The 13773-nt window shown below is 61.4% G+C and carries 15 protein-coding genes; 1 reads left to right on the top strand and 14 read right to left on the bottom strand.

Going from position 1 to position 13773, the window contains the following annotated elements; translation table 11 throughout:
- Positions 1 to 40 precede the first annotated feature (40 nt).
- Genes AC3YUO_RS04700 through AC3YUO_RS04710 form a run of 3 tightly spaced genes read right to left on the bottom strand, consistent with a single transcriptional unit; the run spans position 41 to position 2903 of the window.
- The gene (locus AC3YUO_RS04700; protein WP_489961877.1) at positions 41 to 1033 is read right to left on the bottom strand and encodes a pyridoxal-phosphate dependent enzyme; all 993 of its coding nucleotides are present in this window, start codon (positions 1031 to 1033) and stop codon (positions 41 to 43) included.
- A gap of 11 nt (positions 1034 to 1044) precedes the next feature.
- Entirely contained in the window at positions 1045 to 2478 is a 1434-nt protein-coding gene (gene nhaC, locus AC3YUO_RS04705; RefSeq protein WP_489961878.1) for a Na+/H+ antiporter NhaC, read from the bottom strand.
- Between the two features lie 56 nt (positions 2479 to 2534).
- Complete coding sequence (locus tag AC3YUO_RS04710; RefSeq protein WP_489961879.1) at positions 2535 to 2903, bottom strand: RidA family protein; 369 nt, start codon at positions 2901 to 2903, stop codon at positions 2535 to 2537.
- Positions 2904 to 3078: 175 nt separating this feature from the next.
- On the opposite strand from AC3YUO_RS04710, the gene AC3YUO_RS04715 reads away from it, so the two are divergent.
- Positions 3079 to 3744 carry a helix-turn-helix transcriptional regulator gene (locus AC3YUO_RS04715; RefSeq protein ID WP_489961880.1) on the top strand — a complete coding sequence of 222 codons (666 nt, stop codon included), beginning with the start codon at positions 3079 to 3081 and terminating at the stop codon, positions 3742 to 3744.
- Between the two features lie 52 nt (positions 3745 to 3796).
- On the opposite strand, the gene AC3YUO_RS04720 is transcribed toward AC3YUO_RS04715, so the two are convergent.
- The 11 genes from AC3YUO_RS04720 to AC3YUO_RS04770 all read right to left on the bottom strand — a co-directional run bounded on the left by AC3YUO_RS04720 (position 3797) and on the right by AC3YUO_RS04770 (position 13558).
- On the bottom strand, positions 3797 to 5242 hold the full coding sequence (locus AC3YUO_RS04720) for a nicotinate phosphoribosyltransferase (protein ID WP_489961881.1): 1446 nt from the start codon (positions 5240 to 5242) through the stop codon (positions 3797 to 3799).
- A gap of 534 nt (positions 5243 to 5776) precedes the next feature.
- A complete protein-coding gene (locus AC3YUO_RS04725) occupies positions 5777 to 6337 on the bottom strand; it encodes a GNAT family N-acetyltransferase (RefSeq protein ID WP_489961882.1) in 561 nt (186 codons plus the stop codon).
- A gap of 100 nt (positions 6338 to 6437) precedes the next feature.
- Positions 6438 to 7175 carry a DivIVA domain-containing protein gene (locus AC3YUO_RS04730; protein WP_489961883.1) on the bottom strand — a complete coding sequence of 246 codons (738 nt, stop codon included), beginning with the start codon at positions 7173 to 7175 and terminating at the stop codon, positions 6438 to 6440.
- Between the two features lie 166 nt (positions 7176 to 7341).
- Positions 7342 to 7818 carry a cell division protein SepF gene (locus AC3YUO_RS04735; RefSeq protein WP_489961884.1) on the bottom strand — a complete coding sequence of 159 codons (477 nt, stop codon included), beginning with the start codon at positions 7816 to 7818 and terminating at the stop codon, positions 7342 to 7344.
- 44 nt (positions 7819 to 7862) lie between these two features.
- Positions 7863 to 8582 carry a YggS family pyridoxal phosphate-dependent enzyme gene (locus AC3YUO_RS04740; RefSeq protein ID WP_489961885.1) on the bottom strand — a complete coding sequence of 240 codons (720 nt, stop codon included), beginning with the start codon at positions 8580 to 8582 and terminating at the stop codon, positions 7863 to 7865.
- A 304-nt stretch (positions 8583 to 8886) separates the two neighbouring features.
- The gene (locus AC3YUO_RS04745; protein ID WP_489961886.1) at positions 8887 to 10149 is read right to left on the bottom strand and encodes a biotin/lipoyl attachment domain-containing protein; all 1263 of its coding nucleotides are present in this window, start codon (positions 10147 to 10149) and stop codon (positions 8887 to 8889) included.
- A gap of 44 nt (positions 10150 to 10193) precedes the next feature.
- On the bottom strand, positions 10194 to 10310 hold the full coding sequence (locus AC3YUO_RS04750; RefSeq protein WP_489961887.1) for an RNA chaperone Hfq: 117 nt from the start codon (positions 10308 to 10310) through the stop codon (positions 10194 to 10196).
- A 96-nt stretch (positions 10311 to 10406) separates the two neighbouring features.
- The gene (gene hfq / locus AC3YUO_RS04755) at positions 10407 to 10643 is read right to left on the bottom strand and encodes an RNA chaperone Hfq (protein ID WP_489961888.1); all 237 of its coding nucleotides are present in this window, start codon (positions 10641 to 10643) and stop codon (positions 10407 to 10409) included.
- Between the two features lie 59 nt (positions 10644 to 10702).
- The gene (miaA, locus tag AC3YUO_RS04760; RefSeq protein ID WP_489961889.1) at positions 10703 to 11647 is read right to left on the bottom strand and encodes a tRNA (adenosine(37)-N6)-dimethylallyltransferase MiaA; all 945 of its coding nucleotides are present in this window, start codon (positions 11645 to 11647) and stop codon (positions 10703 to 10705) included.
- 566 nt (positions 11648 to 12213) lie between these two features.
- Positions 12214 to 12882: a hypothetical protein gene (locus AC3YUO_RS04765; RefSeq protein WP_489961890.1), complete on the bottom strand. Its 669-nt coding sequence runs from the start codon at positions 12880 to 12882 to the stop codon at positions 12214 to 12216.
- 4 nt (positions 12883 to 12886) lie between these two features.
- On the bottom strand, positions 12887 to 13558 hold the full coding sequence (locus AC3YUO_RS04770; RefSeq protein WP_489961891.1) for a hypothetical protein: 672 nt from the start codon (positions 13556 to 13558) through the stop codon (positions 12887 to 12889).
- Positions 13559 to 13773 lie beyond the last annotated feature (215 nt).

The raw sequence follows: 13773 nt of genomic DNA on the forward strand, positions 1-13773 counted from the left end.
TTTCCGCACACAGCGGTACTGGTCCAGGAAAACAATTCCTTCAGGCGTACTGATAGAACAAAGACGCGAATCCTCCCGAGTGGACAAGGCAGGCCCCCTCGCTCTCCACTTTCCCGCTGGAGAGGAGATCGCACATCCCCCAGGCCGTCTTGCTGGTGTAAATTCGTTCCAGGAAAATGCCTTCCCACCGGGCCATTTGTCTGAGCATTTCCTCAGATTCCGTTGTGGGAATACCCCAGCCCTCGCCGCGGTACTGCTCATGGAGCGTCATGACCGCGTCCAACGGTACCTCGGGTGTAAGTCCGGTGTACTCCTCCAGTCCCCGGAACAGCTTGTCCAGAATGGCCCGCAGTTCCATTTTGGTGTTTTCCACTGTGATCACATGCACGTGGAAAGGGCCGCCCAACAGTGCGGTTCCAAACACCACCCCAGCTGCCAATCCTCCGTTCCCTCCCGGAACGAACAAATCATGGATGCCTTGCCCCACAGCGCTTTCCGACAGCTCAACAGGCAGATGAAAGTATCCAACCGCCCCCTGTACCGTTGTCGCTCCGTTTTCCACCACATAGGGTCTCCTGCCCTCCTGACGCAGCCGTGCGGCAAGCTCCTCCACATAGAGATTTCGTTCCTCCTCAGGCATTGGACCGACATAGTGCTCCTCCGTGCCTGAGAGCCGATTGAGCAGCATATTGCCCGCCAAGCGCTGGGGGGAAGGATTGTTGTGCACTAGGATACACCGTATGCCCAGCCGACAGCAGGCGGATGCGGCAATGGCGCACAGGTTGGAATTTTCTTGCCCTGAGGCGATTACCACATCGCAGCCCTGAGCCAGCGCCTCCCCCAGCAAATATTCCAGGGGGCGGACTTTGTTTCCGCCCGGCCCTACTCCGTTCAGGTCATCCCGTTTTATATAAACCGGACCGGTTTTCAGCTCCTGCTCCAGGCGATACAGCCGCTGCACAGGGGTGGCAAACCCGCAAAGCCGCCTTCTTGGAAAGGCAGACAACGCGGCCTCCAGTTCTTTTCTCGTCATGCTCCCACTCCTTAGACAGGTTTTCCGGTCTGCTTGTCATATTTCTTGCGCTTAAGCGTCAGGTGTACCGCTTCATCACTTTTGAATACACCAAATCCGACGTAGGCTGTAACCACCGCCAAAACAGGGGAAAGGATGGCCAGCAGATTGAAGGGCAGATACTGTATCACCGATACGCCAAACAGCCCGGTATAAAGGATGGCAGACGCATCCCAGGGAACAATGGAGCCCAGGACCGTTCCGGTACACTCCAGTGTCCGGGACATGACACAGGGATTGACGTCCATGTCATCAAAGGCGTCCCGGAAAGCGATGGCCGGCAGGCTGAGGGTACAGGACTGTCCCGCACCGCCAAACATCAGCGCAATTCCCGTCACCGTAAGGGACAGCACCAGGCCGCCCACAGATTTGACCACCTTGCACAGGCTGTCCATCAGCCGGTGCAGCACGCCGGTGCGCTCAAAGACGCCGGAAAACATGCCCGCGCCGATACACAGGAAAATGGTCTCCGCCATACCCAGCGCGCCGCCTCTGGAGAGCAGCTTGTCCACATCGGCGTTGCCCGTATTGCTCACAAAGCCGCTGATGGCCGCGGTAATCACACCGTCGAGAGACGCCCCCTGGAACACCATGGCCCATACGCAGCCCAGCACCAATCCGCCCGCAAACACAGGAATGGTGGGCTTCTTCATGGCGGAAAGCACCAGTACAAAAAGCAGCGGCACCAGCATAAGGATGCCCACGTTGCACGACCCCAGCAGGCTGTCGGAGAGCACTTTCACCGCAGAGAGATCCGCCTCTCCACTGCCGTAGCGCAGCCCAAGCGCCCCATAGACCACAATCGCAATGATGGAGGCCGGCACTGTCACATACAGCAGGGACACAATGTGATCAAACAGCTTAACCCCCGAGGTGGCAGAGGCCAGAAGGGTCGTATCCGAAAGCGGCGAGAGCTTATCACCCACCAGGGCGCCCGAGATAATGGCGCCGGCAGCCATCTCCACCGGTACCCCCAGGCCCTGGGCGATGCCGATGAGCGCGATGCCCATGGTTCCAGCCGTGCCCCAGGAGGTACCTGTGACGATAGAGGTAATAATACAAATAATAAACGCTACCGGCAAAAACAGCTTGGGATTGATCAGATTTACGCCGTAATAAAGCATAGTCTGGACACTGCCGGCAGAAATCCATACGCCTATGAGCATACCAATCAGAATCATGACAATAACGGTCTGGTTCACCCGGCCAATTCCTTTCATGGCCGATTCCTCCAGCTCCTCCCAGGTATAGCCCAGGAAAATGCCAAACAGTCCCTCCACGCAGATGGCTGCTGTCAGGCCCAGCATAATGCTGACCCCAAGGAAAATGAGTATCAGAAGTACAACCAAAGGAGCAAAAAATCCGAACAGTGCCAGGCCTGCGGTAAGTTCTCTCTTTTTTCTCATGTCAATGTCCCCCTTACTCAGAATAAGTTCCCGCTTCTCTACGCGCCTGCTTCCACTCAGACGCAGGCAATTGCCTCAATCTCGCACAGCACGCCCTTTGGCAGCTCCCGCACGGCCACGCAGGATCGGGCGGGCTTCTGGGTGAAGTACTCCTCATATACGGCGTTGAAGGCCCCAAAATCCCCCATGTCCGCCAGGAAGCAGGTGGTCTTGATCACCTGGTCCAGACTGCTTCCGCCCTCTGCCAGCACCGCGGCCACATTTTTACAGGCCTGATGAGCCTGGGCCTCAATGCCCTGGGGAATGCTGCCGCTCTCCGGGTCCACGGGGATTTGACCGGAGGTAAAAATCAACTGTCCCAGGGCAATGCCCTGAGAATAGGGTCCAACGGCGGCAGGCGCCTTGCTGGTATGAATTTTTTCCATAATCATTCCTCTTTTCTTTAGCCGGCTAGCGTACCACCATTATAGTAATAAAATTTTATTTAGTCAATAGTATTTTATTCATTCACAAAACTTTTTTTCATTCAGCCGTTGCGGCTGGAAAATTTTTTCGCTATAATAAAAAAAACATTTCTTGAACACGCGGGAAGGATTCAGAATGAGAGCGGAAGAATTGACATTGACAAAAACGGACCGGGCAATTCTGGCCTCCTATGAGACCATGCTGGATGGGCTGGCCCTCTATCTGGGGGACGGCTATGAGATCGTCCTGCACAGCCTGGAGGACCTGAGCCACTCGGTCATTAAAATTATCAACGGCCACTATACCCAGCGCACGGTGGGCGCCCCCATTACGGACTTGGCCCTCACCATGCTCCACGATATCCAGACCAAGCAGACCCCCCAGGCCATGGTCTACTTCAACCACAAGGACGGCCGCCCGCTGAAATCCACCACAATCCCCGTGGTAGGGGAGAAGGGGCGGATCATCGGGCTGGTGTGCATGAATTTTCAGTGTGACATGCCTCTCTCCCAGTTTGTAGCCGGGCTGTTCCCCCAGACCGTTCCCTCCGCCCCACCCAAGGAGACGGAGCGCTTCAACGCGGACATTGAGGACGTCATCTCCGTTTCCCTGGAGAAGGCCCGCCAGCAGGTGTACGCCTCCCCCGAGGTGGCCTCCGTCAACCGCAACAAGGAGATCGTCCGCCTGCTCTACGAGCAGGGGGTGTTCAACATCAAGGACGCGGTCATTCAGGTGGCTGACCGGCTGGGTATCTCCAAGAACACCGTCTACCTCCACCTGCGCAACCTGAAGCACGACTGAGCAGAAAAAAGCGGACCCGCCAAAGCGGGTCCGCTTTTTTACTGAAATTTACTCACATTTCGTGGGAGTTGAGCAGATCGTGCTTGATGTTCCACAGCTTCTGGGAGAGATCCACATAGTAGTTGTGGGGATTTTCGAAGCGCTTCACCTCGTCCCACAGGGAGTCCACCTGCCGCTGGCAGTAGGCGCGGCTGGTCTGCAGGTCGGGCACCTCGTACACCAGCTTGCCTCCCTGGAAGATGGGCACCATCAGCTCCCGGGCCTCCACGTTGGTAAAGACCTTCCGCTTCCAGGTGGCATCCGGGTCAAAGAGCTCCAGGGGCTGGTCAAAGTCAATCTGCTCGTCATGGACGCAGATGAGGTCGGCCTCCGCCTTGCCGGTGTCCTTGGAGAAGATGCGGTACACCTTCTTGAAGTGGGGGGTAGTAATTTTGGCCGGGTTTTCGCTGACCTTAATCTTGGGGATGATGTTGCCCTGGTCGTCCTCGATGGCGGCCAGCTTATAGACCCCGCCGAAGACGGGCTCAGACCGGGAGGTAATGAGCCGCTCGCCCACGCCGAAGGAGTCAATGCGGGCGCCCTGGCGCACCAGGTCCCGGATGATGTACTCGTCCAGGGCGTTGGAGGCCACAATCTTGCACTCGGTGAGGCCGGCGTCATCCAGCATCTTCCGGGCCTTCTGGGACAGGTAGGTGAGGTCGCCGGAATCCAGGCGGATGCCGCACTTGGTGATGCCCCTGGGGAGAAGGACCTCTTTAAACGCCCGGATGGCGTTGGGCACGCCGGACTTCAGCACGTTATAGGTGTCCACCAGCAGGGTAGCGTTGGTGGGGTAGAGCTCGCAGTAGGTCTTGAAGGCGGTATACTCGTCGGGGAACATCTGCACCCAGGAGTGGGCCATGGTGCCGGTGGCGGGAGAGCCGTAGCGCTGGTCGGCCATGGTGCAGGCGGTGGCGGAGCAGCCGGCAATGTAGCTGGCCCGGGCGCCCAGCAGGGCGCCGTCGGAGCCCTGGGCCCGGCGGGATCCGAACTCGGCCACGGGCCGGCCCTCGGCGGCCCGGACGATGCGGTTGGACTTGGTGGCGATGAGGGACTGGTGGTTCAGGGTGAGGAGGATGAAGGTCTCCACAAACTGGGCCTGGATGGCGGGGGCCCGGACGGTGAGGATGGGCTCGCCGGGGAAGATGGGGGTGCCCTCGGGCACGGCCCAGATGTCGCCGGTGAAGCGGAAGTCCTTCAGGAAGGTCAGGAAGTCCTCGCTGAAGCAGCCCTTGGAGCGCAGGTAGTCCACATCCTCCTGGTCAAAGCACAGCTCCTGGATGTACTCCACCACCTGGGCAAGGCCCGCGGCCAGGGAAAAGCCCCCGTTGTCGGGGACGGAGCGGTAAAACACGTCAAAGTAGCAGATCCGGTCCTTCAGCCCGGTCTGAAAATAGCCGTTGGCCATGGTCAGCTCGTAAAAGTCACAGAGCATGGTCATGTTGGTCTTCGCTTTCATTGCAGAGGAGACCTCCTTCAAGAAAAGGGGGTGACAAGACACCCCCGGTATTGTTGTCATTATACCCTTCGGTGGAAGAAAAGGCAAGAAAAACCGCCCCCGCTTTCTTGAAAGAAAGCGGGGAAAAGAACTTCCTGCGAAGCTCCGCTTCGCCTCTGCGCCCGTAAGGAAAGGTTGGGGTAGACGCAGCTCTCCTCCTCGCCTTCGGGCTTTCCACAGTTCCGTAGGGGCGGATATCATCCGCCCAATCCGGTTATGGAACCTCCGCCGCAAGGGGCGATATCTTATCAGCCCGTCACGCAATGTAGGGGCGGATATCATCCGCCCAATCCGGTTATGGAACCTCCGCCGCAAGGGGCGATATCTTATCAGCCCGTCACGCAATGTAGGGGCGGATACCCTCCGCCCGCCGTATCCCGTTTCCGTAGGGGCGGATACCATCCGCCCGACTCGGTCACGGAAACTCCGCCGCAGGGGGCAATGTTTTATGGGCCCGCAGCAAGGCAGCGCCCGGTCCGTTGCTCACCGCAGGTTCTAACCCCTGTATTCCGTCTCTTTCTGCTGCCGGGCCCAGTCCGCCCGGGTGAGGACGCTGATATGCTCGGTGCGCGTCTCGTCCAGCATGGAGCAGGGCACGTTTTCCCGGGTGTACTGGTAGACAAAGCCGCACTTCTCCTGCACCCGGCGGGACTTCTCGTTGCCGTCAAAGTGGCCGCACCAGATTGCCTCCAGCCCCAGCTCCTCAAAGCCCCGGCGCAGCAGTGCCCGGGACGCCTCGGGGATGAGGCCCTGTCCCCAGTAGGGGACCCCAATCCAGTAGCCCAGCTCCCCCTGGGTGTCGGGCAGGCCGATGTTGCTGGCCGCCCCTACCATCAGCCCCACGCTGCCTACGGGACGGTTTGTGGATTTGAGGACCACGGCATAGGTCTCGGGGGCGGACAGCACGCCGTGGATAATTTCCAGGCTGTTTTCCACACTGGTGTGTACCGGCCAGCCGGCCGCGGGCCCCACCAGGGGCGAGCTGGCATAGCGGTACAGGTCCTCTGCGTCCTTGTCCTCCCAGGGACGCAGCAGCAGACGTTCAGTTTCTATCACGGCAAGTTCCCTCCTTCTTCCGCCATTATGGGCGGTGAGAATAAAAAAATGGCCGCCGCAGCGGCCATTTTGATGGTACAAGCAAGCGCAGCTGCGCTTCTTACTTAATTTCGTAGTCCCGGCCGAACTGGAGGGTGCCGAAGTCAATGCGGCTGCCCCGCACCGGCTCGTCCTCTTCCTCCTCGTCCTCCTGCTCGGGAACCTCCACGGGGTCAAACTCCGCCGTGTCGCTCAGATCCTCAGGCTCCTCCCGGGTCTCCTCCTGGCGGGCCTTCAGGTTCTCGGCGGTGGCGTCCATCATGGCCTGCTGGAGCAGACGCTGTACGCTGTCGTCAATCTCCTCCACGGCCTCTTCCACCGGGTCCTCCTGCACCTCCTGCTGGGGCGGGCACAGCTGTTCCAGCTGGTCCAGGAAGGAAGCCTGCTGCTGGGTGAGGGCACGGATCTTCGCCACCATGGCGGCGGTGGCCTTCTGGGCCTCCTGCAGACGGTATTCCTCCGCCTGCAGCTCCCGGCTGATCTCCTCCTTGCGGCGGACGGCCTCGCCCTCCGCCTCCTTGAGGATGTCGGCCTTCTTCTGCTCGGCCTCCTTCACCAGGTCCTCCGCCATCCGCTGGGCGGCCATGAGGGCCTTGCGCATGGCCTCCTCGGTGGAGCGGTACTCCTCCACCTTGTCCACCAGCACCTTCATCTTGCTTTTCAGCACGGCGTTCTCGCTGTATAAGGTGGAGTAGTCCCCGGTGAGAATGTCCAGAAATTCGTCCACCTGGGACATGTTATAGCCGCCGAAGGACGCCTTCTGAAAGGCGCGCTCGGATACTTCCTGTGGTGTAAGCATACGAAAAACCCCCTTGTTTTGGCAGGGCACGCGCCGCCGTGGAACCCCCTCCGGGCGGTTCCGCCGCGCCCCTGCACCTTCTCTCTCTGCCGGGCCGCCTCACGCGGCAGGGGGCGCACTGGTCCCCTTGTCTCTCTCCTCAGCCTCCGGCGCAGCGGCCCTTCTCTCAGAAGTAGAGCCCGTTGTTCTCCAGCTCATCGATGAGATCGCCCAGAATGTCCACGTTGTAGGGCGTGATGATGTAGGTGGAGATGGCGACCTTCTTGATCTTGCCCTCGTTGGCGTAGGCCACGCCGGACAGGAAGTCCAGCAGACGGCGGGCAATCTCCTTGTTGGTGGACTCCAGGTTGAGCACCACGGTGCGCTTCTCCCGCAGGTGGTCGGCGATGGCGGAGGCATCCTCAAACTTCTCCGGCTTCACCAGCACGACCTGCAGCTGGGTGGCGGCGCGGATGTTGACCACCTTGTTGCTGCGGCGCTCGTTCTCCTCCATGGCGGGGCTATTGTATACCGGCTCGGTATTTCGGCTGCGCTCCCGGCGCTCCACCGGACGGGGGGATACGTCGAAGTCGTCCTCAAACTCCTCCTCGTCCTCATCCTCGTAGGGATGGGCCAGGCGCTTGAACTCGTCCAAAATTCCCATAGCTTAGTTCCTCTTTTCTTTTGTGTATCACTCCGGCCTGTCTCTTACCGGGCGGCGCCCATGGGGGGACGGGGCCCGAACAGAGCGGTACCCACCCGGACCAGCGTGGCGCCTTCCGCCACGGCGTCCTCATAGTCGCCGCTCATGCCCATGGACAGGCAAGTCATATCAGTTTGATTATCCGACATTTTTTCCTTTATGTCAACAAAAAGCTGCCGCATGGCTGAGAAATATGGACGGTTGGCGCCGGGCTCGTGGGAAACCGGGGGAATTGCCATCAATCCCCGCAGACGCACATGGCTCATAGCCTGGGCCGCCTCCACCAGCTGGGGCAGATCCCCAACGAGACAGCCGCCCTTGCTCTCTTCTCCGGCAATATTTACCTCCAGCAGAATGTCCTGCCGCAGGCCAAGCTTCTCCGCCTGGTGCTCAATGGCCTGGAGCAGGTGGAGGGAGTCCACCGACTCGATGAGCTCCGCCTTGCCCACCACCTTGTTCACCTTGTTGGTCTGGAGGTGGCCGATGAAGTGGAGCCGGGCGCCCGCGTAGGCTCCGGCGGCCAGGTGGGCAGTCATCTCCTGCACCCGGTTCTCTCCGCACACCGTGATGCCTCCGGCAATGGCCGCGCGGATGGTGTCGTCCGTCTGTACCTTGGTGGCGGCGCACAGGGTAATCTCCCCCGGGTCCCGGCCCGCCGCCCGGGCGGCGGCGGCAATCTTCCCCTGAACGGTCTCAATCCGCTTCTTCAGTTCTGTGGTGTCCATACAATTACCTTCTCTCTTTCTTCGGCCTCCGCGCTTTCTTGAAAGAAAGCGCGGCAAAGAACGTTATGCGAAGCTTTGCTCCGCCTCTGCGCCCGCACGCTTTCTTGAAAGAAAGCTTGGCAAAGAACTTTGTGCGAAGCTGCGCTTCGCCTCTGCGCCCGCCTGGCAGGCTTGAAACGGAAAACAGGTTACAGCCCGCCTGGCGTCATTTCCCAGGGGCGGACAGCATCCGCCCGCCGTCCCAAGGTTCTGGTGTTCGGTCTTAAATCAATCTTTTCATTCTTGATTCGCTGTGTTTATGTTCTCAGAATTCCAGCAGCTGGCCGTCATAGAGGCCGGTGGCCCGGGTGATGACCTCGTCCCCGGCCCGCAGAGCGCTGCTGCTGGTGTCGGTGGCCGCCACCACGTAGTAGTCGCTGCCCTCGGTGATCACTTCCACCGTCTTGAACTCGGCCTTTCCGCCCAGCAGCACATAGACGCCCAGGGTGTCGCTGCTTACCCGCTCTCCGGTCTCCTCGTTTAGGTAGGCCCCCATGCGCAGGGCCCCCTTGGGGATGCGCAGGCCGGACCAGCTGTCAAAGATAATTTCCACACTCTGGCTGCGCAGCAGGGTGGTGCGGGCCAGGTACTTGTCGGAGGAAAAAACCACTACCTGCTGTCCATTCTCCTCCTGGCCAATCTGCTCCACCGTCATGTCCACATCCTGGGTGAAGTCGCCGGAGAAGCGCACCTGGGCGGTGCCGCCCTCCTTCATCCGCTCGGTTACGTCCACAGGCAAGGAGGCGGCAAAATACCAGCGGTAGCCGCAGATGAGCTTGCCCAGTCCGTTTCCGGCGGTGACACCGTCCCCGTCCAGCAGGCCCTGGAGGGAGGAGGGGGTGAGCTGGAAGACGCTCTGGGGGGTGAGCACCGACTCATAGCCGTCCACCAGGGAGGAGAAAATCCCCGACTGGGAGGCGGTCACCTTGGTTGTGGCGGCGGCGGACTGGCTGGACAGGGTGGAGCGCTGGGTACGCAGCTCCTGGAGCCGGGCGGAGAGGTCCGCGCTGGTCAGTCCCTCGCCGTAGGTGTAGCCCCGCTTGAGCACTTGGCTCTTCACCGCCAGCACCTGGTCCTCCAGCTGGCTGTAATCCTCCAGCGCCACCGACGCCCGCAGGTCCACCACCGCCTGGAGGATGTCCTCGTCCAGCTTGGCGGCGGACTCCACGTCGCCGCTCTCGGTGGCGGCGTATTGCAAAAGGGCGATCTCCTGGTCCAGGGCCTCCAGGGCGGCCTGGTCGTCCTGGGCCTGGCTGTCCCGGTAGATCATGGCCACGGTCTGGCCTACGCCCACCTTCTCGCCCTCGCTGCGGGTGAGCTCTACAATGCCGTCCTGGGCGGGGAGCACCTGCTCCTCCCGCACCAGCAGTCCCTCCGCCTCCACACTGTCGTTGACGGTGTAGGTGTAGACCAGGGTGGTGGAGAAGGGGTCGTTAAAGGTATCAAAGACATAAAAGCCGAAGTAGATGGCCAGCGCCGCAGCCAGCGCCACCATGACAACGGTGATGACAGGTTTGCCTTGCTTCATATTGGTTCTCTCTCTTTATCGGGCGGGGGACAGCCCCCCGCGGGTTATGGCTGGCCCTCTCCCGGCGTGGTCAGGGGAATGGGGCGCTCGGGTACGATGGTGGAAATGGCGTGCTTGTAGATGAGCTGCTGTTGTTCCCATGAACGCCCCCGGGCGTTCATGGGGCCCCGGGATTTTTGCCTTGGGGCAAGTGAATTGCCCCGGCGGCTGAACGCGCTTCGCGCGGGGCGCTTCCGCGCCCGACGGCAAGCAGCCGCTCAGGTGTTCTCCCCCGGCATGGTCAGGGGAATGGGGCGCTCGGGTACGATGGTGGAAATGGCGTGCTTGTAGATGAGCTGCTGTTTGCCGTCGCTGGTGAGCACCACGGTAAAGGCGTCAAAGCCGGTGACGTAGCCCCGCATCTGGAAGCCGTTCATAAGGAACATGGTGACGCTGCGCCGGTCCCGGCGGGCCTGGGTGAGGAAGATGTCCTGAAGGTTGTTGGTTTTCTGCATATGTAGCACTCCTTTTTCTTTACGCCGCCGGACAGAGCCTGTCCCTTGGCTGAGTGCCTCTATACTAAACCAAATTCTTCCATAAAAACGGTCGAAGCCTGACACGCCGCCTCAAAATCCGGCTGGGTATCCCACAGGATGGGTTTGGCGGCGGCGTTGCGGCGAAACCAGGTGAGCTGCCGCTTGGCGTACTGCCGGGAGCGCAGCTTGATTTCCTCCGCGGCCCGGAGGGTGTCCCCGTCGTCCCGGAGGGCGGCGGCCATCTCCTTGTAGCCGATGGCCTGCATGGCGGTGCATTTTTCCGGCACCCCGGAGGCCAGCAGCTCCTCCACCTCGGCCACCAGGCCCTGCTCCATCATCACATCCACCCGCCGGTCAATCCGCGCCCACATGTCCTCCCGGCGGCGGAAGGCCAGGGTGAGGGTGAGGGCGTCGTACCGGGGCGGAATAGTCTTGGTCTCCTCGTTGTGCTCCGTGATGGTCTTGCCCGTGGTGTGGTAGACCTCCAGGGCCCGGACGATGCGCTTTTTGTCGTTGGGGTGGAGACGCTGAGCGCTGTCGGGGTCTACCTTGGAAAGCTCAGCCAGCATAGCCTCGCCCCCAACCTGGTCAAAGCGGGCCTCCAGCTCGCCCCGCAGGGAGCTGTCCGGCTCGAAGGCGGCGAAGGTGCGCCCGGAGAGGAGGGAGTCCACATAGAGCCCCGTGCCGCCCGCCACAATGGGCAGCTTGCCCCGGGCGAGGATGTCATCCACACAGGCGGCGGCCAGGTCCACATACCGGGCCACAGAGAAGTCCTCCGCCGGGTCGGCCACGTCCAGCATGTGGTGGGGCACGCCCCGCATCTCCTCCCGGGTTGGCTTGGCCGTGCCGATGTCCATGCGGCGGTAGATCTGCATGGAGTCGGCGGACACCACCTCGCCGCCAAAGCGGAGGGCCAGCTCCACCGCCAGAGCGGTCTTGCCGGAGGCCGTGGGGCCGGTGATGACTAAAATTTTTGGGGGCATATGCGCTCACCTCCCGCTTTCCCCGCTTTCTTGAAAGAAAGCTTGGCAAAGAACTTTCTGCGAAGCTGCGCTTCGCCTCTGCGCCCGTAGGAAAAGGATTCTGTAAACGGAACCGTCTCCCTCGCCTTTGGGCTTTCTTTTTTTGCGTAGGGGCGGCCTGTGGCCGCCCGCTGCGGGCAGTTTTTCTCTTTTGGGTAGGGGCGGATATCATCCGCCCGCTTTGTCAAGTTACGAAACAGGGTACGTGGGGATTTCGCCTGCGGGCGAGTTTCTTTCTCATCGATGAGAAAGAAACCAAAGAATCGCCGGGGCGGCTCACGGGCATTTTCAATGCCCTATCCCGCCGCGCCCCGGACCCCCGTCTATTTACGGGGGAGCCACCAAGAGGCTTTATATCTCCAACCGGCGTGGGCAAAGAACAGGACACCGTTCTGCTGCGCCGCCCACTGTCGTTCCATGCTTATTGAACAGGTCCGTACTCCTACAAGAGCAGTCGCGCCTGGCGTTCAGCCCTCGCGGGGCGGCTCCTTATGGGGGAGAGCCGCCCACCGCGTCGTTTCCGGTAATTACTTGGTCTCCACCGGCATGGGCCACTGGGTCACCGCCCGGGCGGCCTCCCGGGCCAGGCAAACCAGGGCGTCCAGCTGGTCAAAGAGCCCTGCATCCCGGCAGCGCTCCCCCTGCTGCTGGGGGGTAAGCTCTTCCCCGCTCCACTGAGGCTCATTCAGCCACTCCATGTGCATCCGGGCCGCCACCACGTGCTCCCGGCTGTCCGGGCCCAGGGGACAAATCTGAATGCTCATGTCGGGCATGCGGCTCAGCAGCTGCCGCAGGCCCTCGCTCTGAAAGATCCACTTGGCAAAGGCGGTCTCGCTGGCCTTGATGGGGCGCTTGCGAAGCTCGGGGTAGCCATAGTCCATGGACAGCTGGGTGTCCAGTTCCATCAGCTCCGCCCCCGCGTCCAGGGCCTTGAGAAGGGGACGCATCCCCGGCCGCAGGTCGTTTTCCGGCTTCACCCGCAGGGTGAAGGGCCGCTCCAGGGTGACGGACAGCCGGGCCGCCGCGTCCCAGTTGGTGTTGTAGCGGGTGAAGCCCCGGAGAACGGGACACAGCTCCACCGCCCCCTTTTCTCCGGGGAGCAGGAGGGTGGCGTTGGGCTCGTCCTCCTGGGAAAGGCCCAGAAAGGTGCCGCCGTGGAGCCGATAGTAGTAATAGAGGCCGGTATTCCAGAACACGGCGTTACTCCTTTCCGTCCGGCGGCATGGGCCACCGGGTCAAAGCGTCGGCAGCGGAGCGGAGCAGGGCCAGAAATTCATCCATCTGCGCCTCAAAGTGGGGGTAGGCCGCCCGATACGCCTCCTCTGTGTCAAGGCCGGAGCCGCTCTGCTGCATGGCCTCATTCACCCAGGGGCTGCCCCCCTTCACGGTGCCCTCCAGATTGGCGGGCCCCGCCTCCACGGTGTGCCAGCCCTCTCCAACGGGGGAGGGGTAGACCCGCAGATACTCCTTTTTCCGCCCGGCCAGGCAATTTCTCAGCTCCAGACTGCCCAGCACCAGCTTGGTAAAGGCCCGGTCGCTGGTGGTGACCATTCTGCCTCCCAGGGCCTCCGGGTAGCCGAAGTCCATGTCCCGGCCCAGCAGTCCGGCCACGCCGCTGACCCCTCCGCCCACCAGGCCCTTGGCCCGGATGTGCAGGGTATAGTCCCGCGCCAGCTTCACCATGGTGCGCCCACGCAGGGCGGGTACCTCGCCCCGGCCCAGGTTGGCGTCGTACACATTCACCAGCAGGGGGTGCTTTCCCTCCTGGGGGAGCACCAGCTGTGCGTCACAGCTCCAGTCCTCACCCCCGAAGAACCAGCCTCCCCGGGCCTGCTGATACCGGGCCAGATATTCATTCCAGTTCACCAGCATGGACGTCTCCTCCTTGGGGAAAGAATTTTGGACGGGCGGATGGCATCCACCCCTGCAACGGGGCGGCACTTTGCTCGGCGGGCGGCCACAGGCCGCCCCTACAACGCAGGGTGCAAACCACATATAGCGGGCGGATCATATCCACCCCTACGGAAAACGCCGTCAGGCGGGCAATTCCGTTTCTTCCCTGCAAAGTACACCCCTGCGGGCGCAGA

The sequence above is a fragment of the Pseudoflavonifractor sp. HNCC25GI2 genome (genome assembly GCF_058136395.1).